This is a genomic window from Pseudomonas sp. LSJ-87 (assembly GCF_032971465.1).
GTDB classification, from domain to species: domain Bacteria; phylum Pseudomonadota; class Gammaproteobacteria; order Pseudomonadales; family Pseudomonadaceae; genus Aquipseudomonas; species Aquipseudomonas putida_Z.
Genome location: NZ_JAWJYQ010000001.1, coordinates 65,375 through 90,545, shown reverse-complemented (window position 1 = coordinate 90,545; position 25,171 = coordinate 65,375). Strand labels below are relative to the sequence as shown.

At 63.6% G+C, this 25,171-nt stretch carries 24 protein-coding genes and 1 riboswitch; of the genes, 14 read left to right on the top strand and 10 right to left on the bottom strand.

Annotation, left to right across the window (positions count from 1 at the left end; genetic code table 11):
• Nucleotides 1-74 precede the first annotated feature (74 nt).
• From RYH74_RS00355 to ahcY, 3 genes are all read right to left on the bottom strand, one after another.
• On the bottom strand, nt 75-1,145 hold the full coding sequence (locus RYH74_RS00355) for a hypothetical protein (RefSeq protein WP_084785289.1): 1,071 nt from the start codon (nt 1,143-1,145) through the stop codon (nt 75-77).
• A gap of 92 nt (nt 1,146-1,237) precedes the next feature.
• The gene (gene metF, locus RYH74_RS00350; RefSeq protein ID WP_025340893.1) at nt 1,238-2,083 is read right to left on the bottom strand and encodes a methylenetetrahydrofolate reductase [NAD(P)H]; all 846 of its coding nucleotides are present in this window, start codon (nt 2,081-2,083) and stop codon (nt 1,238-1,240) included.
• A gap of 165 nt (nt 2,084-2,248) precedes the next feature.
• Nucleotides 2,249-3,658 carry an adenosylhomocysteinase gene (gene ahcY, locus RYH74_RS00345; protein ID WP_025340892.1) on the bottom strand — a complete coding sequence of 470 codons (1,410 nt, stop codon included), beginning with the start codon at nt 3,656-3,658 and terminating at the stop codon, nt 2,249-2,251.
• Between the two features lie 20 nt (nt 3,659-3,678).
• A riboswitch (S-adenosyl-L-homocysteine riboswitch) is annotated at nt 3,679-3,775 on the bottom strand.
• A gap of 178 nt (nt 3,776-3,953) precedes the next feature.
• On the opposite strand from ahcY, the gene RYH74_RS00340 reads away from it, so the two are divergent.
• Nucleotides 3,954-4,355, top strand: coding sequence for an acyl-CoA thioesterase (locus RYH74_RS00340; RefSeq protein WP_003257757.1), 402 nt, complete (start codon nt 3,954-3,956; stop codon nt 4,353-4,355).
• A gap of 118 nt (nt 4,356-4,473) precedes the next feature.
• On the opposite strand, the gene RYH74_RS00335 is transcribed toward RYH74_RS00340, so the two are convergent.
• A complete protein-coding gene (locus RYH74_RS00335) occupies nt 4,474-5,709 on the bottom strand; it encodes a cation:proton antiporter (protein WP_025340891.1) in 1,236 nt (411 codons plus the stop codon).
• Between the two features lie 320 nt (nt 5,710-6,029).
• Between RYH74_RS00335 and RYH74_RS00330 the strand changes: the two genes are divergently transcribed.
• Both RYH74_RS00330 and RYH74_RS00325 read left to right on the top strand, forming a co-directional pair.
• Complete coding sequence (locus tag RYH74_RS00330) at nt 6,030-6,863, top strand: EamA family transporter (RefSeq protein ID WP_075046580.1); 834 nt, start codon at nt 6,030-6,032, stop codon at nt 6,861-6,863.
• A gap of 28 nt (nt 6,864-6,891) precedes the next feature.
• Entirely contained in the window at nt 6,892-7,278 is a 387-nt protein-coding gene (locus RYH74_RS00325; protein ID WP_075046579.1) for an MAPEG family protein, read from the top strand.
• Nucleotides 7,279-7,331: 53 nt separating this feature from the next.
• Here the strand turns inward: RYH74_RS00325 and RYH74_RS00320 are convergent, their stop codons facing one another.
• The gene (locus tag RYH74_RS00320) at nt 7,332-8,483 is read right to left on the bottom strand and encodes a murein transglycosylase A (RefSeq protein ID WP_084785288.1); all 1,152 of its coding nucleotides are present in this window, start codon (nt 8,481-8,483) and stop codon (nt 7,332-7,334) included.
• A 119-nt stretch (nt 8,484-8,602) separates the two neighbouring features.
• Here RYH74_RS00320 and RYH74_RS00315 point away from each other — a divergent pair, with 119 nt between their 5' ends.
• A complete protein-coding gene (locus RYH74_RS00315) occupies nt 8,603-9,049 on the top strand; it encodes a c-type cytochrome (protein WP_084785287.1) in 447 nt (148 codons plus the stop codon).
• Nucleotides 9,050-9,184: 135 nt separating this feature from the next.
• On the opposite strand, the gene RYH74_RS00310 is transcribed toward RYH74_RS00315, so the two are convergent.
• The 4 genes from RYH74_RS00310 to RYH74_RS00295 all read right to left on the bottom strand — a co-directional run bounded on the left by RYH74_RS00310 (nt 9,185) and on the right by RYH74_RS00295 (nt 13,757).
• Nucleotides 9,185-9,577, bottom strand: coding sequence for a DUF1090 domain-containing protein (locus RYH74_RS00310; RefSeq protein ID WP_025340886.1), 393 nt, complete (start codon nt 9,575-9,577; stop codon nt 9,185-9,187).
• Between the two features lie 132 nt (nt 9,578-9,709).
• Nucleotides 9,710-11,410, bottom strand: a complete 1,701-nt coding sequence (gene ligB / locus RYH74_RS00305) for an NAD-dependent DNA ligase LigB (RefSeq protein WP_317408800.1) — start codon at nt 11,408-11,410, stop codon at nt 9,710-9,712.
• Nucleotides 11,411-11,555: 145 nt separating this feature from the next.
• Entirely contained in the window at nt 11,556-12,746 is a 1,191-nt protein-coding gene (metK, locus tag RYH74_RS00300; protein WP_015272060.1) for a methionine adenosyltransferase, read from the bottom strand.
• Nucleotides 12,747-12,764: 18 nt separating this feature from the next.
• The gene (locus tag RYH74_RS00295; protein ID WP_025340884.1) at nt 12,765-13,757 is read right to left on the bottom strand and encodes an ArsR/SmtB family transcription factor; all 993 of its coding nucleotides are present in this window, start codon (nt 13,755-13,757) and stop codon (nt 12,765-12,767) included.
• Nucleotides 13,758-14,101: 344 nt separating this feature from the next.
• On the opposite strand from RYH74_RS00295, the gene tkt reads away from it, so the two are divergent.
• The 9 genes from tkt (at nt 14,102) to RYH74_RS00250 (ending at nt 23,684) form a co-directional block, all read left to right on the top strand.
• Complete coding sequence (gene tkt, locus RYH74_RS00290; protein WP_025340883.1) at nt 14,102-16,099, top strand: transketolase; 1,998 nt, start codon at nt 14,102-14,104, stop codon at nt 16,097-16,099.
• Between the two features lie 151 nt (nt 16,100-16,250).
• Nucleotides 16,251-17,312 (top strand): erythrose-4-phosphate dehydrogenase, encoded by a 1,062-nt coding sequence (gene epd, locus RYH74_RS00285; RefSeq protein ID WP_013974502.1) that lies wholly within the window; start codon nt 16,251-16,253, stop codon nt 17,310-17,312.
• Nucleotides 17,313-17,324: 12 nt separating this feature from the next.
• Entirely contained in the window at nt 17,325-18,488 is a 1,164-nt protein-coding gene (locus RYH74_RS00280) for a phosphoglycerate kinase (protein WP_317408798.1), read from the top strand.
• Nucleotides 18,488-18,739, top strand: coding sequence for a hypothetical protein (locus RYH74_RS00275; RefSeq protein WP_025340881.1), 252 nt, complete (start codon nt 18,488-18,490; stop codon nt 18,737-18,739). Before RYH74_RS00280 ends, RYH74_RS00275 begins: the two co-directional genes overlap by 1 nt.
• Nucleotides 18,740-18,899: 160 nt before the next feature.
• Entirely contained in the window at nt 18,900-19,229 is a 330-nt protein-coding gene (locus tag RYH74_RS00270) for an MliC family protein (protein WP_013974499.1), read from the top strand.
• A gap of 100 nt (nt 19,230-19,329) precedes the next feature.
• Nucleotides 19,330-20,394, top strand: coding sequence for a class II fructose-bisphosphate aldolase (gene fba / locus RYH74_RS00265; RefSeq protein WP_016712383.1), 1,065 nt, complete (start codon nt 19,330-19,332; stop codon nt 20,392-20,394).
• A gap of 308 nt (nt 20,395-20,702) precedes the next feature.
• Complete coding sequence (locus RYH74_RS00260; protein WP_317408797.1) at nt 20,703-22,835, top strand: putative bifunctional diguanylate cyclase/phosphodiesterase; 2,133 nt, start codon at nt 20,703-20,705, stop codon at nt 22,833-22,835.
• 39 nt (nt 22,836-22,874) lie between these two features.
• Entirely contained in the window at nt 22,875-23,375 is a 501-nt protein-coding gene (locus RYH74_RS00255) for a M48 family metallopeptidase (RefSeq protein ID WP_084785286.1), read from the top strand.
• Nucleotides 23,376-23,387: 12 nt separating this feature from the next.
• Nucleotides 23,388-23,684, top strand: a complete 297-nt coding sequence (locus RYH74_RS00250) for a helix-turn-helix domain-containing protein (RefSeq protein WP_075046570.1) — start codon at nt 23,388-23,390, stop codon at nt 23,682-23,684.
• A gap of 86 nt (nt 23,685-23,770) precedes the next feature.
• Here the strand turns inward: RYH74_RS00250 and RYH74_RS00245 are convergent, their stop codons facing one another.
• Nucleotides 23,771-24,223 carry a GNAT family N-acetyltransferase gene (locus RYH74_RS00245; RefSeq protein WP_075046569.1) on the bottom strand — a complete coding sequence of 151 codons (453 nt, stop codon included), beginning with the start codon at nt 24,221-24,223 and terminating at the stop codon, nt 23,771-23,773.
• Nucleotides 24,224-24,378: 155 nt separating this feature from the next.
• On the opposite strand from RYH74_RS00245, the gene RYH74_RS00240 reads away from it, so the two are divergent.
• Complete coding sequence (locus RYH74_RS00240) at nt 24,379-25,116, top strand: substrate-binding periplasmic protein (RefSeq protein WP_075046568.1); 738 nt, start codon at nt 24,379-24,381, stop codon at nt 25,114-25,116.
• Nucleotides 25,117-25,171 lie beyond the last annotated feature (55 nt).

Below are 25,171 nucleotides of genomic sequence, written 5' to 3'. Positions count from 1 at the left end.
ACAGCACAAGCCTGCAAGCCAGCAGAGATCCTGTGGGAGCGGGTTTACCCGCGAAGAGGCCGGCACAGGTTCACTCAAGTGTGGGATGACCTCAGCAGATGCGCCTCGATATCCTTGCGCCGCTCGCCCAGCGACAGGCGCAACCCCGGGTGACGCAGGCACTGGCGCAGTTGCTCGGGCTCCACCTGGCCATGACGGGCATTGAGGTTTTCCAGGGCCTTGTCCCACCAGGCCGGCGCGCAGGCACGGTCGAACTCATTGGGGTAGGGGTAGCAGCCATACAGCAGCTCGCGGGCGAACTGGCGCTCATGGCTGGGCAGGGTCATGCTCAGCGCCTTGTAACCCAGGCGTTGCAGGGTCGGCGGCCGTGGCAGCTGGTCATTGACCAGGGACACATCGGCCAGCGCCGCGTGGCTCAGCGGGTCATGGCCGTGCTTGCGCAGCCAGGCCTGGATCTTGGCGCGGAACTGCGCCTTTCGGCTCCAGTAGTGGTGGATGACATCTGTGCATTCGGCCAGTTCCAGCGTGCGGTAGGCCGCCACTGCCAGGCAGAACTCCTCAAGGGTATAAGCCTCGCGAGCCAGGGGGTGGAACTCGTCCATCATGGCGATGGAACGGTCCAGGGTGCCGGCGTCCTCTGCGGTGAGGCCGATGACCCCGGAGTTGAGCAGTGGCATCTGGCAATCGGCCAGGCCCCTGGACTCGAGTATGGCCAGCAGGTTCTTGTACAGCAGGCACTTCTGGTTGCTGCCGTAGCGCGCACCGATGGCATTGCACAGCAGGCGGCCTGGGGCCACTCGGGCGAACAGCTCCAGCGGCGACTTGCGGAAGAAGGTGTCGGTGTCGATCAGCACTGCCAGCGGGTGTTGCTGCAGCACCTGACGCAACAGCACATGCTTGCTGCGGAAGTGATAACCGTGAGGGGCGTTCCATGCCTGACGCGTGGCTTCGTCCAGCAGGTGTACGGTGACCGGAAGGCCGGCGTAGGGCTGCGGGTTGTCGGTATAGACCTGAATGTCCATGGCTTCGCCTGTACCCAGATGGGCGAGGGCGCTGATGATGCTGAAGCAGGCTTCCTGATGGTAGGTTGCCGGGCCAAAAGCCAGGTAGACGAGCTGTGGACGCGATGGCTGGAGGGGCTGCATGGCAGGCAAGACCTGTGTAACCGGAAAATGATTAAGGCTTTAGTCTATGACCAAAGCCTTAATCAAATCTTAAACAGATTTTGCAAAAAATTTCAGCGCGGCAGCTTCAGATTGTTCCAGATCGCCAGGCTCGGCTCGGCCTGGTTCAAGGTGTAGAAGTGCAGGCCCGGTGCGCCGCCTTGCAGCAGCTGTTCGCACATGCGGGTGATCACTTCTTCGCCGAATGCCTGGATGCTGGCGGTGTCGTCGGCATAGGCTTCCAGCTGCTTGCGGATCCAGCGCGGGATCTCGGCGCCACAGGCGTCGGAGAAGCGCGCCAGCTTGCTGTAGTTGGTGATCGGCATGATGCCGGGTACCACCGGGATGTCCACGCCCAGCTTCTGCGCGCGCTCGACGAAGTAGAAGTAGCTGTCGGCGTTGAAGAAGTACTGGGTGATGGCGCTGTCGGCACCGGCCTTGACCTTGTGCACGAAGTTGGCCAGGTCAGCCTCGAAGTTGCGGGCCTGGGGGTGCATCTCCGGGTAGGCGGCCACTTCCAGGTGGAAGTGATCGGCGGTTTCCTGGCGAATGAATTCGACCAGGTCGCTGGCGTAGCGCAGTTCGCCACTGGCCATGCCCATGCCCGATGGCAGGTCGCCACGCAGGGCGACGATGCGCTTGATGCCTGCAGCCTTGTATTCGGCCAGCAGGGCGCGCAGTTCGGCCTTGGTGTCGCCTACGCACGACAGGTGCGGTGCGGCAGGTACCTTCACTTCGCTTTCCAGCTGCAGCACGGTGTTCAGCGTGCGGTCGCGGGTCGAGCCACCGGCACCGTAGGTGCAGGAGAAGAAGTCCGGGTTGTAGGCGGCCAGCTGGCGGGCGACGCCCATCAGCTTTTCGTGACCGGCATCGGTCTTGGTCGGGAAGAACTCGAAACTGTAACGGCGTTCCTGGGACATCAGGCGTTCCTCTGGCAGCAAGCTTCAAGCGGCAGGCTGCAAGTAAAAGCCAGATCGGTTATGGCCGGCCTGGCTTGGGCATCGTTCAAGATCCTTATGCTTGAGCTGCAAGCGGCAACGGCATGGGCTGCCTTTGATTGCCGCTTGAAGCTTCAAGCTGGCCGCTTAGTAGCGGTAGGCGTGCGGCTTGAACGGGCCTTCGACGGTGACACCGATGTAGTCGGCCTGCTGCTTGGTCAGCTGGGTGACCACGCCGCCGAAGCCGCGGACCATTTCCAGGGCCACTTCTTCGTCGAGTTTCTTCGGCAGTACTTCAACGGTCAGGCGCTCGGCTTTCTTTTCGGCCGACAGGTCGGCGAACTTCTGCTCGAACAGGAAGATCTGCGCCAGTACCTGGTTGGCGAACGAACCGTCCATGATGCGGCTTGGGTGGCCAGTGGCGTTACCCAGGTTTACCAGGCGGCCTTCGGCCAGCAGGATCAGGTAGTCGTCGTTCTGCGGGTCGAAGCTGCCAGCGCCGGTGCGGTGGATCTTGTGCACCTGCGGCTTGACCTCTTCCCAGGCCCAGTTCTTGCGCATGAAGGCGGTGTCGATCTCGTTGTCGAAGTGGCCGATGTTGCACACCACGGCACGCTTCTTCAGCGCCTTGAGCATGTTGGCGTCGCAGACGTTGACGTTACCGGTGGTGGTCACTATCAGGTCGATCTTGCCCAGAAGGGCCTTGTCGATGCTGGCTTCGGTGCCGTTGTTGATACCGTCGATGAACGGCGAAACCACTTCGAAACCGTCCATGCAGGCCTGCATGGCGCAGATCGGGTCGACTTCGGTGACCTTGACGATCATGCCTTCCTGACGCAGGGACTGGGCCGAGCCCTTGCCCACGTCACCGTAGCCGATAACCAGGGCCTGCTTGCCCGACAGCAGGTGGTCGGTACCACGCTTGATGGCGTCGTTCAGGCTGTGACGGCAGCCGTACTTGTTGTCGTTCTTGCTCTTGGTAACCGAGTCGTTGACGTTGATCGCCGGGACTTTCAGCTCGCCCTTGGCCAGCATGTCCAGCAGGCGGTGCACGCCGGTGGTGGTCTCTTCGGTCACGCCGTGCACGCGCTCCAGCACTTGCGGGTACTTCTTGTGCAGCAGCTCGGTCAGGTCGCCACCGTCGTCGAGGACCATGTTGGCGTCCCATGGCTGGCCATCCTTGAGGATGGTCTGCTCCAGGCACCACTCGTACTCTTGCTCGGTTTCACCTTTCCAGGCGAACACCGGGATACCGGCGGCGGCGATGGACGCGGCGGCCTGGTCCTGGGTGGAGAAGATGTTGCAGGACGACCAGCGCACTTCGGCACCCAGGGCAACCAGGGTTTCGATCAGCACGGCGGTCTGGATGGTCATGTGGATGCAGCCCAGGATCTTCGCACCCTTGAGCGGTTGCTCGGCCAGGTACTTGCGACGCAGGCCCATCAGTGCAGGCATTTCCGATTCGGCGATGATGGTTTCGCGACGACCCCAGGCGGCCAGGGAGATGTCGGCGACTTTGTAATCGGTAAAACCAGCAGGCATGTTTGCAGCGCTCATGAGAGCCTCCATTCGTAGTGTGCGAATGGGCGCCGTTGTGCGTTAAGCGCCCGCGAGAGCGAGCAACGCCCCATCCGAGCCTGACAGGCCTAGCCTGCTGCAGCGCCCCTCGGACGGGTGGCGGGCATGGCGCCGCTGTGGGCGGCCATGTGAAACGGCGGAGATTATAGCCGCGCCCGCCGGCTTGCCCAAGGTTTTCTGTCGATTAATCGCGACGATAGTCGATGTTCAATGGAGCGACAGCGGCCGCTCTGCCATCATTGCTACACGTTAGCCAAGCAGGTCAGGAGTACAGATGAACTTTCATACCCGCAAGTGGGTTAAACCCGAAGACCTCAACCCAAACGGCACTTTGTTCGGTGGCAGCCTGTTGCGCTGGATCGATGAAGAGGCGGCGATCTACGCCATCGTCCAGCTGGGCAACCAGCGCGTGGTGACCAAGTACATATCGGAAATCAACTTCGTCAGTGCCTCGCGCCAGGGCGACATCATCGAGCTGGGCATCACCGCCACCGAGTTCGGCCGCACCTCGATCACCCTCAAGTGCGAAGTGCGCAACAAGATCACCCGCAAGGCCATCCTCACGGTCGACAAGATGGTCTTCGTCAACCTTGGCGAGGACGGGTTGCCGGCGGCGCATGGGCGGACCGAGATCAAGTACATTCAGGACCAGTTCCCGGATTCGGCAGTGGAATGAACATTCTGGGGCTGCTTTGCAGCCCTTTCGCGACACAAGGCCGCTCCCACAGGAGATCGCATACATTCTGTGGGAGCGGCCTTGTGTCGCGAAAGGGCCGCAAAGCGGCCCCAGGATCTCAAGGCTGAGCGCTCACCTTGCGCACCACCCGCCCAATGCTCAACCCCTGCACCAGGATCGACGACAGCACCACGATGTAGGTGATCGACAGCAGCAGGTCACGTTCCTCGCCCAGTGGCAGCGACAGTGCCAGGGCAACCGACACCCCGCCGCGCAGGCCACCCCAGGTCAGCACCCGTACCGTGCCCTTGGGCACCGGGCGCCAGCGGCGCAGCAGCACGATCGCCGGAGCCACGGTCAGCAGCCGCGACAGCAGCACCGCCAGCGCCAGCACGCTGCCGGCCGCCAGGTGCATCCAGTTGAATGGCAGCAGCAACAGTTCCAGGCCGATCAACGCGAACAGCAGCGCGTTGAGCATGTCGTCGATCAGTTCCCAGAAACCGTCCATGTAGCGACGGGTCATGTCGTTCATGGCCAGGTTGCGCCCCAGGTTGCCGATGATCAGCCCGGCCACCACCATGGCGATCGGCGCCGAAACGTGCAGCTCGTAGCACATCGCCGAGCCGCCAATGACCAGCGCCAGGGTCAGCATCACTTCCACCTGATATTGCTCGACGCTCTTGATCATGCGGTAGGTGGCGTAGCCGATCAGGCCGCCGAACACCACGCCGCCGATGGCCTCGCGGGCGAACAGGATCGCGGTGTCGGTCATGCTCGGCGTCTCGCCCAGCTGGATGATGCCCAGCAACACGGTGAACACCACCACCGCAGTGCCGTCGTTGAACAGCGACTCGCCGACGATAGTGGTTTTCAGCGGTTTGGAAGCATTGGCGGTACGTAGCGCGCCCAGCACGGCAATCGGGTCCGTGGGCGAGATCAGCGCACCGAACAGCAGACAGTAGATCAGCGGCACCTGCCAGCCGAACAGGGCGAACACCCAGTGCGACAGGTAGCCGATGACCACGGTGGCAATCAGTACGCCGACGGTGGCCAGCAGGCCGATGGGCCAGCGGTAGCTGCGCAGGTCGGAGAGGTTGACGTGCAAGGCGCCGGCGAACAGCAGGAACGCCAGCATCCAGTGCATCAGCAGGTCGTTGAAGTCGATCTGGTTCATCAGCCCTTCGACGCGCGCTTCCAGGCCAGGGAAGCCGATCAGGCTCAAGCCCTGCAGCATCAGGGAAAACAGCAGCGCCGTGACCATCACGCCGATGGCAGGGGGCAGGCCGATGAAACGGTAATTTACATAGGTGAGGAGGGTGGTAAGGCAGATAAACGCGGCAACTAGTTCAAGCATCCCGAATCCTGTAACAGTGGCTTCCAAGTCGTAACCCGAATGGCTCGGGCAGTTCTTTGATGACCTGGCGCGGGGTTCGGGACACAGGGTTTGACCGGATTCGTTTGAAACGTTCCCATCCAGAAGGTTGTATCGCATACCCTGGCTTGTGCAAAACCCGAAGGCTGGCGCGGTCTCTGTGGGAGCGGGCATGCCCGCGAACACCGGCAAAGCCGGTGACATGCACCGAGTTGCTTTCTTCGCGGGCATGCCCGCTCCCACAATGGTCCCCTCGAGCGCTGTATATTCACCAACATAAAAAGCCACAAGGATAAGAAGGCGTGCTGGCAACTTCCCTGGTGTTGGTCGCTGCCCTGCTGCATGCGACCTGGAATACCCTGATCAAATTCAGCGGCGAGCGCCTGCTGGTGATCGCCAGCATGGATACGGTGGCGTTGGCCTTCGCGGTGCTGGCGGTGCCCTTCGTCGAGGTACCGCCGTCCAGTATCTGGCCCTGGCTGCTGGCGTCGGCGCTGGCCGAGCAGCTGTACCGCTTCCTGTTGATCCAGGCCTACCGCGTGGGCGACCTGGGGCTGGTCTATCCTCTGATGCGCGGGCTGTCGCCGCTGGTGGTGCTGGGGCTGACCCTGGCCTTTGCCGGCGAATCGCTGAGCCAGCAGCAGATCATCGGCATCCTGCTGATCCCCTGTGGCATGGCCTGCCTGTTGTGGCAGGGTGGTGGCGGTGACCGGCTGCCCTGGTCGATGCTGCCGGTGGTTGCCCTGATCGGCCTGTGCATTGGTTGCTACACCTGGTTCGACGGCCAGGCCGTGCGCTTGTGGGGCAAACCCTGGGATTACCTGGTGTGGCTGACCTTGCTCAGTGCCTGGCCCTTCCCGTTGCTGGCCAGCGTGGCGCGGCGTGCGCCGTTCGTGTTGTTCTGGCGCCTGCAGTGGCGCCTGGGGCTGGCGGTGGGGCTGTGTGTATTGCTCAGTTACGCGCTGGTGCTGTGGGCCATGCACCTGGGGTCGGTGGCCGAAGCGGCGGCGTTGCGGGAGTTGAGCGTGATCCTGGTGGTGCTGCTGGGCATGCGCTACCTGAAAGAACCTTTTGGCGGACCGAGACTCCTAGCTTGCGGGCTGGTGTTGGCCGGCATGCTGGTAATGAAGCTTTGACCCGAAGACTGAACAAGGAGTCCTGTCCATGACTGTTGCCCTGTGGTGCATCCTGATCGCGCTGTTCTTGCCGCCACTGTGTGCGTTGATCGCCAAAGTCGGTAGTGGCCGCTTCCGCTTGCGTGACAACCACGATCCGCGCGCGTTCCTGGATACCCTGTCCGGGTTGCCGCGGCGCGCGCATGCTGCCCAGCAGAACAGTTTCGAGGCCTTCCCGGCATTTGCCGCGGCGGTGCTGGTGGCGGATATCGTCGGCAATGCCGAGCAGGTGACCCAGGATGTGCTGGGGGTGATGTACATCACCAGCCGGCTGCTCTACATCATCTGTTACCTGGCTGACTGGGCCATGCTGCGATCGCTGGTGTGGTTTGCCGGGATGGCGATAATCGTGGCCTTCTTCGTGGTTTCCATCTGAGACCGCGTCGCCTTCTTCGCGGGCCGACGAGCCCGCGAAGAATCCACCGCCGATCAAGGCACTTTCGGCACCTCAGGCAGCGGCTTGCCCTTGGGCCACAGCATCCAGATCTGCCCCTGTTGCTTCATGTTCCCGGCCAGTTCTCCGGCTTGCGGCCCGGTGCCCCAGAACAGGTCCGCGCGCACCTCGCCGGTAATTGCCCCACCGGTATCCTGAGCCCCCACCGGGCGTACCACCGGCGTACCGTCCGGGCGAGTGGTGGATAGCCACAGCAAGCTGCCCAGCGGAATCACCTTGCGGTCGATGGCCACGCTGTAGCCAGCGGTCAGCGGCACGTTCAGCGAACCCCGCGGCCCTTCGTTGCTGTCCGGGCGGGTGCTGAAGAACACGTAGCTGGGGTTGCTGGCGAGCAGCTCCGGCACCCGCTGCGGGTTGGCCTGGGCCCAGGCATGAATGGCGCCCATGCTCACTTCTTCCTTCTTCAACTGGCCTTGTTCCACCAGCCAGCGTCCGATCGGCCGGTAGGGGTGGCCGTTCTGGTCGGCGTAACCCAGGCGCAGTTGGCGGCCATCTTCCAGTTGTACCCGGCCGGAACCCTGGATCTGCAGGAACTGCAGGTCCATCGGGTCGGTCAGCCAGGCCAGCACCGGTGCCTTGACGCCGTCACGGTTGATCACCTCGGCGGTGTCGTAGGGCTTGAGCACCCGGCCATCGAGGCGACCGCGCAGGCGCTTGCCCTTGAGTTCGGGGTACACGCTGGCCAGGTCGACCACGATCATGTCGTCGGGGATGCCGTAGACCGCCACGTGGTTGGTTGTCGATTGGCTCAGGCTGCCAGGGTAGACCGGTTCGTAGTAACCGGTGATCAGGCCGTTGGCATTGTTTTCGGCCGAACGCAGGCCGTATACCTGCAGGTTCTGTTGCAGGAAGGCGCGCACTTGCAAGGCATTGTCGGGCACGCTGGCGGCTGCTTCGCAGGTGCTGGCCCACACGGTGTCGCGCTTGAGCTTTTCACAGCCGTTGCGCCAGGCCTGGAAACCCGCCACCAGGTCGCTGTCGCTGACGGCAGGCAGGTCCTGCCAGGTGGCATTGGCGTAGGTGGCGATGGCATGGGGCTCAGGTTTGGCGCTTTCGCCACCGTTGCAGCCGGCCAGCAGGGCCAGCGCCGGGAGTGTCCAGGCCAGATGGCGCAGGGCAGATTTCATGAGTACGTTCCTGTCATGGGTGAACACGGATATTCGCCCCTGTTTTTTATGTGGCTATTGGTCTTTGGCCGCTGGGCAGCGATACTGGCCGCCCATTTGCGTAGGCCGAAGTGACCGTGATGTTGAAGCGATTGACCGTTGTTCTGCTGGCAGCACTGGCCTTGGGTGGCTGTGACCGGGTTGACCCGAACTCCCCGCTGGGCAAGCGCAAGGTGATCTTCAAGGACATGCTCAAGACCAGCGAAGACCTGGGCGGCATGTTGCGTGGGCGGTTGCCGTTCGACGGGGTGAAGTTTGCCGACGGTGCGCTGAAGCTGGACAACCTTTCGCACCAGCCCTGGCAGCACTTCCCACAGGCGCGTGATGGTGGCGACAGTAGCGCGCGTGCCGAGGTATGGGAGCGTCAGGCACGCTTTCATGACCTGGCCCGGCAGCTGGAAGGCGTCACTGGCGAACTGGTCGATGTCACCCGCGGCCAGCCGCTGGACGCTGCGCAGCTGAAGGCGCCGATGGACAAGGTCGAAGCGGCTTGCAAGGCCTGTCATTCCGAGTTTCGTAATCATTGATGGCCTGTTGCGGCCTCATCGCCGGCAAGCCAGCTCCCACAGGTATCACGCTGCCCTTGAGTGCAATGCAGTACCTGTGGGAGCCGGCTTGCCGGCGATAAGGCCAGTAAAGGCAACGCAGTATTCGAATCTCTGTCAGCGATCCAGATCTTCCACCGCTTCCTGCAGTTCCTTGCGCGACTCTGCCAGCTTGTCCTTGCGCTTGTTGATCTTCTCCGAATCGCCTTTCTTCTCGGCTTTCTTCAAGTCCCTTTCCCGCTGCGCCACTTCGTGACGGGCGTCGAGCACCTTCTGCTCACGTTCCTTGCGCAGACCGGCATCGGTGCAGTTGTCGACCCCTCGCAGCGCCTCTTCAAGCCCCGCGGCCTGATCGTTGTTGCCGTGGTCACGGGCAATCTTCAACTGGTTCTCGATGGCGCTACGCTTGGCGGCGCAACCGGTCAGGCCGGCATCCGGCTGGGCGGCTTGTACGGCGCCAGCGGCCAGGCCCAGTGTCGCGAGCAGGAAAAGGGTCGAAATACGTTTCATGAAAAGCCTCCTTGACGGGGCGGGGCAGCAAAAGTTGGGGGAAATCCTGCCTTGGTTTTGCCCATTTAGAAACCCTTGTTGCGGTTTTCCGGCTTAATCTCGGGATTTTCCTACGGGTAAATTGGTAAATAATCATTGCTCGATGCTTTGCCTGTCGATCCGGAATCCGTCGATCCCGGCCTTGGCCAGCTGCGTTGCAATGGCTTGAACCTCGGTGGTCGCAAAAAATCCTGCAAGCTGTTGCCCGCGCTTTTCGCCGATACCGGGCATGGCTTGCCATTCAAGGGTTGTGCGGGCAGCAAGCTCCAGCCAGTCGCCTGTCACCTGCATGCCGGTGGGCGTGGGCGCGCCCAGCCCGCGCAGCCATTGGGCAAAGGGCCGTGAGCGGGCTTGGTCGAAACTGCCCAGCAACTGCGCAGCCGTTGCGTCACTGATACCCGCTACCTGGCCCAGGCGCTCGGCATCCAGATGCAGCCAGTCGGTCATCGAGGTCACCAGCCCGGCAGCCACCAGTCGGCGCCAGGTGCCGGGGCCGGTGCGCGGCAGGGCCAGCCCCTGCTTGCCGCTGAGCCAGGTGAGGCGGGCAATGAACTGGTCCTCGCAGCCTTCGCTGGCCTGCCAGCAACTGTGGGCATGATGTTGGCCGGGCGCTGGTGCGGTTACCGGTTGGCGCTCGGCGGCGCGGTGCACCACTTGCTCCAGGCGCGGGATGGTCAGCCCGGCAAGGCTGACGGCCACCTGGTCACCGGGGCGGATGTCGAGCTTGAGCCAGCGAGCCAGCGAGCCCAGGCTCACCTGGGTGATTCGCCGGTCATCCAGGGTAACCGGCAGCACGTGCAACACTGGCGTGACCCTGCCTGTGCGGCCAACGCGGAAGCGTACTTCGCGCACTTCGGCCAGGGCCTGCGTGTACGGGTGCTTCCACGCCGCGATCCAGTAGGGTGCCTTGGCCTGCCAGCGCTCGGCCGGCGGCCGGACGCCTTGGCGCAACACCACGCCATCGGTGGCGAAGGGCAGGGGTGAGCGGTACCAGTACTCACGCCAGTGCGCGGCATCGTCCGCTGATTCTATGGCGACGCTGTAATCCTGGCTGTGCGCAAAGCCCAGTTCCGCCAGCTTCGCGAGGCGTTCGGCCTGCTGCTCGGGGCCTTGTGGCCAGTCCCACACGAACAGGCCGATGCGCTCGCCTTGCTCACGGCCCAGCTGCTTGCGAGCCAGCAGCCCGGCTACCGTCCCTCGGGCGTTGGCGCTGCCTGCCTGGGCTTGCACATGCGCATCCAGGCGCAGGTAAAGTTCGCCCTGCAGTTGCAGGTCGATGGCCTGGGGCAGCTGCCGGTTGATTGCGTCGAGCAGGGGGATGTGGCGGCTCCAGTCGTGCCCCTGCACGCCGTCCCCCCGGCTTATCAACTGCACCAGCCGGCCCTGTCGGTAGATGAGGGATACCGCTACGCCATCGACCTTTGGCTGCACCCAGACATCGGCCTTGCCGGCCAGCCAGCGTTCTACAGCCAGGCGGTCGGCCAGCTTGTCGACGCCGGTGTGCGGCACCGGATGCGGGATTGGCCCGCCAGCGCTGGCCAGCGGGGACGGGGTGGCCGCGATGCCAAAGCATTGCTGCAGTTGTGCCAGGCGCTGGCGGCTCTGGTCGTACAGTTCATCGGCCACCAGTGCGATGCCCTGACGATGGTAATGGTCGTCCCAGCGGGCAAGCGTGGCGCGCAATCGGCTCACTTCAGCCTCGACTTGTTGCGGGTTCCAGGTGGGGCATGTGGCGGCGCGGGCCAGGGGAGCATTCAACGTCAACAGCAGGGCGAAAAGCAGCATGAGCGGCATGGCCAGCATCCTTGCATGGCGGGTGGGAGCCCTCAGCCTAGGCAGGTAGCGTGCGGGTCGCCATGCAGCGTTTGTCAGCCCATATGTCACAAAAAAGCCCCTGCCGATTGCTCGGCAGGGGCTTTCGTCCAGCGCCGTAGGAAACTTACAGGCCGGCAGCGTCACGCAGCGACTGGGCGCGGTCGGTGCGCTCCCAGGTGAAGGTGGTGAAGGTGTCGTCGCCGACCGTCTTCTGCTGCGGGGTACGGCCGAAGTGGCCATAGGCAGCGGTTTCCTGGTACATCGGGTGCAGCAGGTCGAGCATGGTGGTGATGGCGTAAGGGCGCAGGTCGAAGCACTCGCGCACCAGCTGGATGATCTTGTCGTCGGAGACCTTGCCGGTACCGAAGGTGTTGATCGAGATGGAGGTCGGCTGGGCCACGCCGATGGCGTACGACACCTGGATCTCGCAACGCTCGGCCAGGCCGGCGGCGACGATGTTCTTGGCCACGTAGCGGCCGGCGTAGGCGGCGGAACGGTCGACCTTGGACGGGTCCTTGCCGGAGAACGCGCCACCACCATGGCGGGCCATGCCGCCGTAGGAGTCGACGATGATCTTGCGCCCGGTCAGGCCGCAGTCACCCACCGGGCCACCGATGATGAAGTTGCCGGTCGGGTTGATGTGGTACTGGGTGCCCTTGTGCAGCAGTTCGGCAGGCAGGGTGTGCTTGACGATCAGCTCCATCACGGCTTCCTGCAGGTCTTTCTGCGAAACCTCAGGGTTGTGCTGGGTCGACAGCACCACGGCGTCGATACCGACCACCTTGCCATTTTCGTAACGGCAGGTGACCTGCGACTTGGCGTCCGGGCGCAGCCATGGCAGCAGCTTCGATTTGCGCGCTTCGGCCTGGCGCTCGACCAGACGGTGCGAGAAGCAGATCGGTGCCGGCATCAGCACATCGGTCTCGTTGCTGGCGTAGCCGAACATCAGGCCCTGGTCACCGGCGCCCTGGTCTTCCGGGCGGGAGCGGTCGACGCCCTGGGCGATGTCCACCGACTGCTTGCCGATGATGTTCATCACGGCGCAGGTGGCGCCGTCGAAACCGACGTCGGAGCTGTTGTAGCCGATGTCGATGATGACCTTGCGCACCAGCTCTTCCAGGTCGACCCAGGCGGAGGTGGTGACTTCGCCGGCGATGATGGCGACACCGGTCTTGACCAGGGTTTCGCAGGCTACGCGGGCGTATTTGTCCTGGGCGATGATGGCATCAAGGACGGCGTCCGAAATCTGGTCGGCGATCTTGTCCGGATGCCCTTCGGACACGGACTCGGAGGTGAAAAGGGAGTATTCGCTCATCTCGAAGGTTCCTGAAATTTACCGATGTTGTATGTCGCCAGCCGTCCGCTGGAAATGGCGGACCTGAATCTGGAAACCGTTACGCAAGCCCACGTACAGGCTGTCCCCGGGGGCCAGCCCGGCGGCGTTGGCCCAACGGGCCAGGTCGTCCTGTTCGAAGCCAAGCCACAGGTCGCCGCAGGCTTCGCGCGCCCACCCCTGGTCATGGCTGCACAGTTCGGTTACCAGCAGGCTGCCGCCTGCCTTCACCCGTTTGGCCAGCTGGCGCAAGGCCAGGGCCGGGTCGCTGAAATGGTGCAGCACCATGTTCAGCACAACGCAGTCGGCGGCCACATCCGTTGCACCCAGTGCATCGGCCAACTGCAGGTTCACGTTGTCGAGCCCTTCGCGTTGGCACACCTGGCGCGCCAGTTCGAGCATGGTCGGGCTGTTGTCCAGGGCGGTGACCTGGGCGAAGCGCCGGGCCAGGTCGGGCAGGAAGCCACCGTCACCGGGGCCGACCTCCAGGGCGCTGGCGGCCGGGTCGAAATTCAGTTTGTCGAGCAGCGCCAGCAGGCTTTCGCGGTACTGCGGCAGGCCGGCGATCAGGTCTTGCTGGGCGCGGAATTTCTCTTCCACGCGCAGGAAGAAGTCCTGGCTGGTGGCTGCGCGGCGTTGCTGTACCTGGGCGATGCGCGCCTGCACGTCAGGCGGCAGGGCCAGGTCGTCCACTTCTTCGAGCAGCGCCGCGTGCAGCCGACCGCCCAGGCGCAGGCTGTCGGGCAGGGCGCGGCGGTAGAAGATGGCATTGCCCTCGCGGCGGGTCGCCACCAGCTCGGCCTGGGCCAGCACCTTCAGGTGGTGGCTCATGCCCGACTGGCCCACGTCGAAGATCTGCGCCAGCTCCAGCACGCCGAACGAGTCGTTGGCCAGGGCGCGCAATACGTTCAGGCGCAACTCGTCGCCACTGGCTTTGCACAGGGCTGCCAATGCTTCGCGTTGCTCGGGGATCGATTGCGCACGGAGGTTCATGGTGCGGCAGTCTAGACAGGCATCGTTGCCCTAGCAAGGCCAATATCAAAAAGTTTTGATATTGGCTGATGGGCGGAGTGCGGGGTTGCCCTTTCGGGCCTCTTCGCGGGTGAACCCGCTCCCACAGGTTCAGCACTGCCCTCAGCCTTGGTGCGACCCTGTGGGAGCGGGTTCACCCGCGAAGAAGCCGGCACCGATTTCCAGATTTTGCCCCGAAATCAGTGCCAATCAGAGGAAAATCCCCCGACTGCGACCATACGTCATTGCCCCAAGCCCCCCCAGTGGGCGAAAATGGCCGCCTTTTTTCGTGACACCACCTATTCAAGCCCCCCAGGAGATCAGCGATGCCCAGCCGTCGTGAACGTGCCAACGCCATTCGTGCCCTCAGCATGGATGCCGTGCAAAAGGCCAACAGCGGCCACCCAGGTGCCCCCATGGGCATGGCGGATATCGCCGAAGTGCTTTGGCGCGACTATCTGAAGCACAACCCGAGCAACCCGAGTTTCGCTGACCGTGACCGCTTCGTGCTGTCCAACGGCCACGGTTCGATGCTGATCTACTCGCTGCTGCACCTGACCGGCTACGACGTCACCATCGATGACATCAAAGGCTTCCGCCAGCTGCACAGCCGCACCCCGGGCCACCCGGAATACGGCTACACCCCAGGCGTCGAGACCACCACCGGCCCGCTCGGCCAGGGTATTGCCAACGCCGTGGGCTTCGCCCTGGCCGAAAAAGTGCTTGCCGCCCAGTTCAACCGTGACGGCCACAACATCGTTGACCACAACACCTACGTGTTCCTCGGCGACGGCTGCATGATGGAAGGTATCTCCCACGAAGTCGCCTCGCTGGCCGGCACCCTGGGCCTGAACAAGCTGATCGCCTTCTATGACGACAACGGCATTTCCATCGACGGCGAAGTGCACGGCTGGTTCACCGACAACACCCCGGCGCGCTTCGAAGCCTACAACTGGCAGGTGATCCGCAACGTCGACGGCCATGACGCCGACGAGATCAAGACCGCCATCGAGACCGCTCGCAAGAGCGATCGCCCGACCCTGATCTGCTGCAAGACCATCATCGGTTTCGGCTCGCCGAACAAGCAGGGCAAGGAAGACTGCCACGGCGCGCCGCTGGGCAACGACGAAATCGCCCTGGCCCGCAAGGAACTGAACTGGAACCACGGCCCGTTCGAAATCCCGGCCGAGATCTACGCCGAGTGGGACGCCAAGGCTGCCGGTGCCAAGGCCGAAGCCGAGTGGAACCAGCGCTTCGACGCCTACGCCAAGGCCTACCCGGAGCTGGCTGCCGAGTTCAAGCGCCGTGACAGCGGCGAGCTGCCGGCCGACTTCAGCGAGAAGGCCCAGGCCTACATCAACGAAGTGGCCGCCAAGGGCGAAACCATCGCCAGCCGCAAGGCCAGCCAGAACGCCCTGAACGCCTTCGGCCCGCTGCTGCCGGAGTTCCTCGGCGGTTCGGCCGACCTGGCCGGTTCCAACTTGACCCTGTGGAAGGGCTGCAAGGGTGTAGAAGCCAACGACGCCAGCGGCAACTACGTGTTCTACGGCGTGCGTGAGTTCGGCATGACCGCCATCATGAACGGCGTTGCCCTGCACGGTGGCCTGGTGCCTTACGGCGCGACCTTCCTGATGTTCATGGAGTACGCCCGCAACGCCGTGCGCATGTCGGCACTGATGAAGCAGCGCGTGATCCACGTCTACACCCACGACTCCATTGGCCTGGGCGAAGACGGCCCGACTCACCAGCCGATCGAGCAGCTGACCAGCCTGCGCAGCACGCCGAACCTGGACACCTGGCGCCCAGCCGACGCGGTGGAATCCGCCGTGTCCTGGAAAAACGCCCTGGAGCGCAAGGACGGCCCTTCGGCGCTGATCTTCTCGCGCCAGAACCTGCAGCACCAGGACCGCGATGCCCAGCAGATCGCCGACATCAGCCGCGGCGGCTACGTGCTCAAGGACTGCGCCGGCGAGCCTGAGCTGATCCTGATCGCCACCGGTTCCGAAGTGGGCCTGGCTGTTCAGGCGCACGCCAAGCTGACCGAACAAGGCCGCAAGGTGCGCGTGGTTTCCATGCCGTGCACCAGCGTGTTCGATGCCCAGGACGCTGCCTACAAGCAGTCCGTGCTGCCGCTGGAAGTAGGTGCGCGTATCGCCATCGAAGCCGCTCACGCCGACTTCTGGTACAAGTACGTCGGCCTGGAAGGTCGTATCATCGGCATGACCACTTACGGTGAGTCGGCGCCGGCTTCGGCACTGTTCGAAGAGTTCGGTTTCACCCTGGAGAACATCCTCGGGACTGCCGAAGAGCTGCTGGAAGACTGATACAGGCGTAAGGCGAGGGCTTCCACCCTCGTTTCGCGACACAAGGCCGCTCCCACAAGGTACTGCGTACGCGTTCCCTGTGGGAGCGGCCTTGCGTCGCGATGGGCCGCAACGCGGCCCCAACAGCCATCATGCGTTAGCGAGCCAACGAATGCCCCACCTGCGTCCCTACAAAGTTGCACTCAACGGTTATGGCCGTATCGGCCGCTGTGTCCTGCGCGCGCTGTTCGAGCGGGGGGCAAAGGCCGGTTTCGAGATCGTCGCGCTGAACGACCTGGCCGACCAGGCCAGCCTGGAATACCTGACACGCTTCGACTCCACCCACGGGCGTTTCCCCGGTGAGGTGAAGGTCGATGGCGACTGTCTGCATATCAATGGCGACTGCGTGAAGGTGATGCGCAGTGCCACCCCCGAAGGCATCGACTGGGCCGCCCTGGATATCGACCTGGTGCTGGAGTGCTCCGGCGCCTACCACACCCGCGCCGATGGCCAGCGTTTCCTCGACGCCGGCGCGCCGCGGGTGCTGTTCTCGCAGCCAATGGCCAGCGAGGCCGACGTCGATGCCACGGTGGTCTACGGCGTCAACCAGGCCTGCCTGACCGGCAACGAGCGCCTGGTGTCCAACGCATCGTGCACCACCAACTGTGGCGTGCCGCTGTTGCGTGTGCTGGACCAGGCATTCGGCATCGAGTACGTGCAGATCACCACCATCCACTCGGCGATGAACGACCAGCCGGTGATCGACGCCTACCACCACGAAGACCTGCGCCGCACGCGTTCGGCCTTCCAGTCGGTGATCCCGGTGTCCACTGGTCTGGCGCGTGGCATCGAGCGCCTGCTTCCGGAACTTGCCGGGCGAATCCAGGCCAAAGCGGTACGCGTACCGACCGTCAACGTCTCGTGCCTGGACATCACCCTGCAGACCGCCCGCGATACCAGCGCGGCCGAAGTCAACCGGGTGCTGCGCGAGGCGGCGCTGGAAGGCCCGCTGAAAGGCTTGCTGGCCTACACCGAGTTGCCCCACGCCAGCTGTGATTTCAACCATGACCCGCATTCGGCGATCGTCGATGCCAGCCAGACCCGTGTTTCCGGCCCTCGCCTGGTGAACCTGCTGGCCTGGTTCGACAACGAATGGGGGTTCGCCAACCGTATGCTCGACGTTGCCGAACACTATCTGCACGTCGTCCACCCAACCCGCAACAAACAGCCCTGAAGGACTGCATTCATGACCGTGTTGAAGATGACCGACCTCGACCTGCAAGGTAAGCGCGTATTGATCCGCGAAGACCTCAACGTGCCTGTGAAGGACGGTGTGGTAGCCAGCGACGCGCGTATCCTGGCAGCGCTGCCGACCATCAAGCTGGCCCTGGAGAAGGGCGCGGCGGTAATGGTCTGCTCGCACCTGGGCCGCCCGACCGAGGGCGAGTTCTCTGCCGAGAACAGCCTCAAGCCGGTCGCCGACTACCTGAGCAAGGCCCTGGGCCGCGACGTACCGCTGGTTGCCGACTACCTGGACGGTGTCGAGGTCAAGGCTGGTGACCTGGTACTGTTCGAGAACGTGCGCTTCAACAAGGGCGAGAAGAAGAACGCCGACGAGCTGGCGCAGAAATACGCCGCCCTCTGCGACGTGTTCGTCATGGACGCTTTCGGTACTGCCCACCGTGCCGAAGGTTCGACCCATGGCGTTGCCAAGTTCGCCAAGGTCGCTGCTGCCGGCCCGCTGCTGGCAGCCGAGCTGGATGCCCTGGGCAAGGCCCTGAAGGCCCCGGCCAAGCCGATGGCAGCCATCGTTGCCGGCTCCAAGGTCTCCACCAAGCTGGACGTGCTGAACAGCCTGAGCTCGGTCTGCGACCAGCTGATCGTCGGTGGCGGCATTGCCAACACCTTCCTGGCCGCAGCCGGCCACCCGGTGGGCAAGTCGCTGTACGAGCCTGACCTGGTCGACACCGCCAAGACCATCGCCGCCAAGGTCAGCGTGCCTCTGCCGGTCGACGTGGTGGTTGCCAAGGAGTTCGCCGAGAGCGCCGAAGCCACCGTCAAGGCCATTGCCGACGTTGCCGCTGACGACATGATCCTGGACATCGGCCCGCAAACCGCAGCCAATTTCGCCGAGCTGCTGAAGTCGTCGAAGACCATCCTGTGGAACGGCCCGGTCGGCGTGTTCGAATTCGACCAGTTCGGCAACGGCACCAAGGTGCTGGCCAAGGCTATCGCCGACAGCGCCGCGTTCTCCATCGCCGGTGGCGGTGACACCCTGGCAGCCATCGACAAATATGGCGTTGGCGCCGATATCTCCTACATTTCTACCGGTGGTGGCGCCTTCCTCGAGTTCGTCGAGGGCAAGGTCCTGCCGGCCGTGGCAATCCTGGAAGAGCGGGCCAAGGCCTGATGACGTCGGCGCTTGGCAAAGGGAGCGGCCTGATGGTCAAGCAATTGCCTGTGATGATGCTGGCTGGCCTGCTGAGCGCATGCGCCGGCAGCCCGGCCTCGGATGCCGACCCGGCGCAGCCGCCCAAGGGCGGTTGCTACCAGTCCGAGTGGCAGGCCGAGACCGTGCCGGTCATCAGCAAGCGCGTGGGCCCGGAAGGCCTGGAAAAGTACGACGAAGACCACCAGCGCAAGGCGCCGGGTTGCCCTTGATCGGGTAACAGGCAACCTGAAGGCTGATTTGTGGTCTTGAGGTAGGGGCCGCTGTGCGGCCCTTCGCGGGCTTGCCCGCTCCCACAGGTACTGCGCTTGACCTGTGGGAGCGGGCAAGCCCGCGAAGGGCTGCACAGCAGCCCCCAATCGAGGAAACTGAATGAAAGCGCTTTTGGCCGTGACGGCCCTGGCGACACTGGCAGGATGCTCGCTGCTGAAACCGGCGCAACCCGCCCCGGCAGACGACTGGACCCGTTGGGTCTGCGACACCCAGGCTGAAGTGCTGTGGCGCTTCGCCGATGCGCAGCGCGACCAGGTCGATGTGCGCCTTGGTGGCGGCGACCAGGTCTACCGGCTCAAGGCCGAGCCGGGTGCCTCGGGTGCGCTGTACAGCGATGGCATGCTGGCCTTCCATACCAAGGGCGAAGAAGGCCTGGTGTACTGGGTGGCAACCAACGATCTGATTGGGCGGGGCTGCAAGGCACCGTGACTGGCCGGGCCGCGAGGGTGGCCCACACTACTTGAACAGCAACCGCCCCTGCGGCAGGCTTGCACGAAACAAACGACGCTTGTCGGGAGAGAGATACACAATGGCACTCATTAGCATGCGCCAGATGCTGGACCACGCCGCCGAGTTCGGTTACGGCGTACCAGCTTTCAACGTCAACAACCTCGAGCAGATGCGCGCCATCATGGAAGCGGCCGACAAGACCGACTCCCCGGTGATCGTCCAGGCTTCGGCCGGTGCCCGCAAATACGCCGGTGCCCCGTTCCTGCGTCACCTGATCCTGGCGGCCATCGAAGAATTCCCGCATATCCCGGTGTGCATGCACCAGGACCACGGCACCAGCCCTGACGTCTGCCAGCGCTCGATCCAGCTGGGCTTCAGCTCGGTGATGATGGATGGCTCGCTGGGTGAAGACGGCAAGACGCCGACCGACTACGAGTACAACGTCCGCGTTACCCAGCAGACCGTTGCCATGGCCCACGCCTGTGGCGTTTCGGTAGAGGGTGAGCTGGGCTGCCTGGGTTCGCTGGAAACCGGCATGGCCGGTGAAGAAGACGGCATCGGTGCCGAAGGCGTGCTGGACCACAGCCAGATGCTGACCGACCCGGAAGAGGCTGCCGACTTCGTCAAGAAGACCCAGGTCGACGCCCTGGCGATCGCCATCGGTACCAGCCACGGTGCCTACAAGTTCACCAAGCCACCAACCGGTGACGTGCTGGCCATCGACCGCATCAAGGAAATCCACAAGCGCATCCCCAACACCCACCTGGTGATGCACGGTTCGTCCTCGGTACCGCAAGAGTGGCTGGCGATCATCAACCAGTACGGCGGCGACATCAAGGAAACCTACGGTGTACCGGTCGAGGAAATCGTCGAAGGTATCAAGTACGGCGTGCGCAAGGTCAACATCGACACCGACCTGCGTCTGGCTTCCACCGGTGCCATGCGCCGCCTGATGGCGCAGAACCCGAGCGAGTTCGACCCGCGCAAGTTCTTCGGTGAAACCGTCAAGGCCATGCGTGACGTGTGCATCGCCCGTTACGAAGCCTTCGGCACCGCTGGCAATGCCTCGAAGATCAAGCCGATTTCCCTGGAAGGCATGTACCAGCGCTACCTGAAAGGTGAGCTGGCCGCCAAGGTCAACTGATCGCACTGGCTACACAAGAAACCCGCAGAAATGCGGGTTTTTTCATTTTTGGGTGTTAGAACCTTGCATCCGTGATGGCCTCTTCGCGGGCACGCCCGCTCCCACAGGGCGCATGCAAACCGTCCATGTGGGAGCGGGCATGCCCGCGAAGAGGCCGGCACATATTCCCGGCAAAGCGACCGTTAGTCGGCTACCGTATAGTTGAGGCACTGATAGCGTTCTGATTGCATTGCGTGTTATCCGCTCAGGTCTAGAGTACTAGTGGATCCAACCGTATCTTGAAGTCGGTCACATAATAGAGAAGCAGCATGGATGGCGCTCACCCTCACCCCCAACCTCAGCCACTGGATGGCAGCTCGGTTCTTCTGGTGGTAGACGATTACCCCGAAAACCTCATCAGCATGCGGGCATTGCTGGCCCGTCAGGATTGGCAGGTGCTGACGGCAAACTCGGGGATGGAAGCCCTGAGCGCGTTGCTCGAGCACGATGTCGACCTGGTCCTGCTGGATGTACAGATGCCGGAGATGGACGGCTTCGAAGTCGCCCGGCTGATGCGCGGCAGCCAGCGTACCCGGCTGACCCCGATCATTTTCCTCACCGCCAACGAACAGTCCGAAGCGGCCGTGCTCAAGGGCTACGCCAGCGGCGCCGTGGACTACATGTTCAAACCGTTCGACCCGCAAATCCTCAAGCCCAAGGTCCAGGCCCTGCTCGACCAGCAGCGCAACCGGCGCATGCTGCAGCGGCTGACCCGCGAGCTGGAAGCGGCCAGGGCCTTCAACGCATCGATCCTGGAGAACGCCGCCGAGGGCATTCTGGTGGTGGATGCCCAAGGCATCATCAGCTTTGCCAACCCGGCCATTTCCCGTTTGTTGTCAGCGCCGGTGCAGCAGTTGCAGGGCGCCCATCTGCTCGACCTGGTGCAACTGACCAGTGCCAGCCTGTGGAACGAATCGGATTTCTACCAGGCCTACCTGGGGCGGCGCATCTTCCGCGTGCACGATGCCCAGCTGCGCACCCTTGGCGGTGAGCTGGTGCCGGTGGCGTTGTCCTGTGCGCCACTGCCGGCAGAACAGCAGGCCATGGTGGTCACCGTGCTGGACATGTCGGTGGTGCGCAACCTGCACCAGCAGCTGGAGTACCAGGCCGTCACCGACCCGCTTACCGGCCTGCTCAACCGCCGCGGGTTCTACCAGGCCGCCGAAGGTGCGCTGCTGCGCAACGAGCGTTCGGACAAGGCGCAGGCGCTGATGTACATGGACCTGGATGGCTTCAAGCGCATCAACGACTCGCTCGGCCACGACGCGGGCGACCGGGTGCTGCACTGGGTAGCCGAACAGCTCAAGGATTGCCTGGGCAGTGAAGCGCTGCTGGCGCGCATGGGCGGGGACGAGTTCACCGCACTGTTCGACAGCCTACCTTACCCGGAGCAGGCCGGGCGCTATGCCGAGCGGTTGCTGGAACGTATTTCCATCAGCCACCAGGTGGAAGGGCTGGATGTGAGCCTTGGGGTGAGCATCGGCATCGCCACCTATCCGGATTGCGGCGCCAATGTCGAAGGCCTCTTGCGTGCGGCCGATGCAGCGATGTACGCGGCCAAGCAGGCGGGGCGCCAGCAGTATCGCTTCTACGATCAGGAGCTCAACGGCCGGGCGCGTTCGCGGCTGATGCTCGAGGACAGCGTACGCACGGCCGTGGAGCAGCAAGACTTCACTCTGGTTTACCAGCCGCAGGTTGGCTTCAACGATGGCCGCCTCCGTGGCTTCGAGGCCTTGCTGCGTTGGCAGCATCCCAGTGTCGGCGACGTGCCGCCGGGGCTGTTCATCCCGTTGCTGGAAGAGGCGCGCCTGATCAACCGCCTGGCCAGCTGGATCTACCGCCAAGGCGCGGCTCAGCGCCAGGCCTGGTGCCAGCGTTTCCCGGCGGACCTGGTGCTGGGTATCAGCCTGAGCCGCGCGCAGTTCGCCATGCCAAGCCTGGTCGACGAACTGCACCGGGTCATCCAGCTTTACCAGCTGGACCCGGCGCAGCTGGAAGTGGAGGTGGCGGAAACCTCGCTGATGTACAACATCGATGCGGCGGTGAAACAGATACACCGCTTGCGCGAGTTGGGTGTGCGGGTGGCGCTGGATGACTTTGGTGCCGGCGACTGCTCGTTGCGCATGTTGCGCGACCTGCCGATCGATACCCTCAAGCTCGACCGCCACCTGGTCGCGCGCCTGCCCGACTCGGCGGTGGATGCCGCGCTGGTGCGCAGCGTCATCGGCCTGTGCGCCGACTACAGCATCACGGTGATCGCCGAGGGGGTTGAAACCCCGGCCCAGGCGGCCTGGCTCAAGGCCAATGGCTGTGAGTATGTGCAGGGGTTCCTGGTGGCATACCCGATGACCGCCACGGATGCCAGCAGCTTCCCGGTGATTTTCTCCTGGCCGGGGCCATGATTGGCTAGAATCGGCATTCGTTACACCGAATGCAGCGCCATGACCGTATTACGATACTTGCAAGCCTACCCCCCGCACCTGCAGCAGCAGGTGCGGGAGATGATCGACAGCGACCGCCTGGGCGAGTACCTGCAGCGCCGCTACCCCGACCGCCATGACGTGCAGAACGACAAGGCGTTGTATGGCTATGCCCAGGATTTGCGCCAGCAATACCTGCGCAGCGCGCCGAACCTGGACAAGGTGCTGTTCGACAATCGTCTCGACCTGACCCATCGGGCCCTGGGCCTGAATACGGCGATATCGAGGGTGCAGGGCGGCAAGCTCAAGGCGAAGAAGGAAATCCGCATTGCCTCGCTGTTCAAGGAGGCCGCGCCGCAATTCTTGCGCATGATCGTGGTGCACGAACTGGCACACCTGCGCGAGCGCGACCACAACAAGGCGTTCTACCAGCTCTGCCAGCACATGGAGCCGGACTACCACCAACTGGAATTCGACCTGCGCGTCTACCTGACCTATCGGGAGCTGCCGGGCAACTGTTAAGGACCACGCAGCATGGAAGTGAGCAAGACCAAGAGCAGCTTCTACCGCCGCCTGTACGTGGCCTGGCTGATCGACAGCCAGACCGCGACCAGCGTGCCGGCCCTGATGGAGGCCACCGGCATGCCCCGGCGCACCGCCCAGGACACCATTGCGGCGCTAGCCGACCTGGATATCGTCTGCGAGTTCGAACAGCAGGAAGGCGCGCGCAACCACGCCGGGCATTACCGCATTCATGACTGGGGAGCGATCGACAAGCAGTGGATCATCCGGCACCTGCGGCAGGTTCGCGAAGTGCTGGGTTATCCCTGATCCACTGGGGGCTGCTACAGGTAATCGCGTTCCCTTGTAGGAGCGGCCTTGCGTCGCGAAAGGGGGGCGAAGCACCCCCGGTGATCTCAACCCTTGCGCATCCCGATATGCGGAATGTCATCCTCAAGGTATTCCTCGCCCACCACCGCGAACCCATGCCGGGCATAGAACCCCTGCAAATGCGCCTGCGCCGACAGATAGACCGGCACCCCCGGCCAGCAATGCTCCGCTGCCTCCAACCCCTTGAGGAGCAAGGTATGCCCCAGCTTCAGCTCGCGCGCCGCAGGTGCAGTCACCACCCGCCCGATCACTACATCCCCACCCTGGGATTGCGGGTCGAGCAGGCGCAGGTAGGCCACCAGCTTGTCATCCTGCCAGCCCATCAGGTGCAGGGTATCGCCGGTCAGGTCCTGGCCATCGACTTCCTGGTAGGCGCAGCGCTGCTCGACCACGAACACTTCAGTGCGCAATTGCAGAATGGCGTAGAGCTGGTCCTTGCTGAGATCGGTGTGGTGCTTGCAGAGCCAGTCGATGGACATTGGCGCGAACTCCTTGAGTGGGCCGTCGATCATCGCATGATGTATGGGTCACGGCCAAAATAGAGGCTAAATGACACTATTGGCCGCTGCCCTCGGCGACGGCTTTGTGTAATCTCGTCGGCAGTGTGTGCCCTCCATTGCGAAAGGACGTGAGCATGCGGCCACTGCTTTGTGTTCTGGGATTGCTGGCAATGATGCTTGCAACACCCGCCCCGGGTCACGAAAAGCTACGCCTGGTGGCCGACAATTGGCCGCCGTTCACCGATGCCAGCATGCCGGGCGGTGGCCTGGCGACCAGCATCGTCACCACGGCGCTGGCCCGGGCCGGCTACACCAGTGGGGTCGAAGAGGCACCTTGGGCGCGGGCTCTGCTGGGGGTGAGCGAGGGGCGTTACGATGTGCTAATCAACGCCTGGTACAACGACTCGCGCGCCAGCATCGGGCAGTTTTCCAAAGCCTACCTGGTCAACCGCATTCGCCTGCTGCAGCGCAAGGGCGAGGCGTTTCGCTACAAGCGCCAGTCAGACCTGTACCCCTACAGCATCGCTGTGGTGCGTGATTACGCCTATTCCCCCGAGTTCGACCGCGACACCCGCCTGCACAAGGTGGCGGTGCGCAACTTTCCCTCTGCGGTACGCATGCTGGCGGCGGGGCGGGTGGACCTGGCGGTGGAAGACGAGTACGTGGCCCGTTACAACTTGCAGCGCGAACTGCCGGAGGTACGCGATGGGGTGATGCTGGTGGAGCCGCCGTTGGGGGAGAACACCCTGCATATCCTGGTCAGCCTGAAAAACCCGGAGCATGCGCGGATCGTCGAGCGGTTCGAGCAGGCGATTGCGGCGATGAAGGCGGATGGCAGCTATGCGCGGCTCATGCGCCAGCATGGCTTCTGATCTATATCGCCTGTGCCGGCCTCTTCGCGGGTAAACCCGCTCCCACAGGTATTAC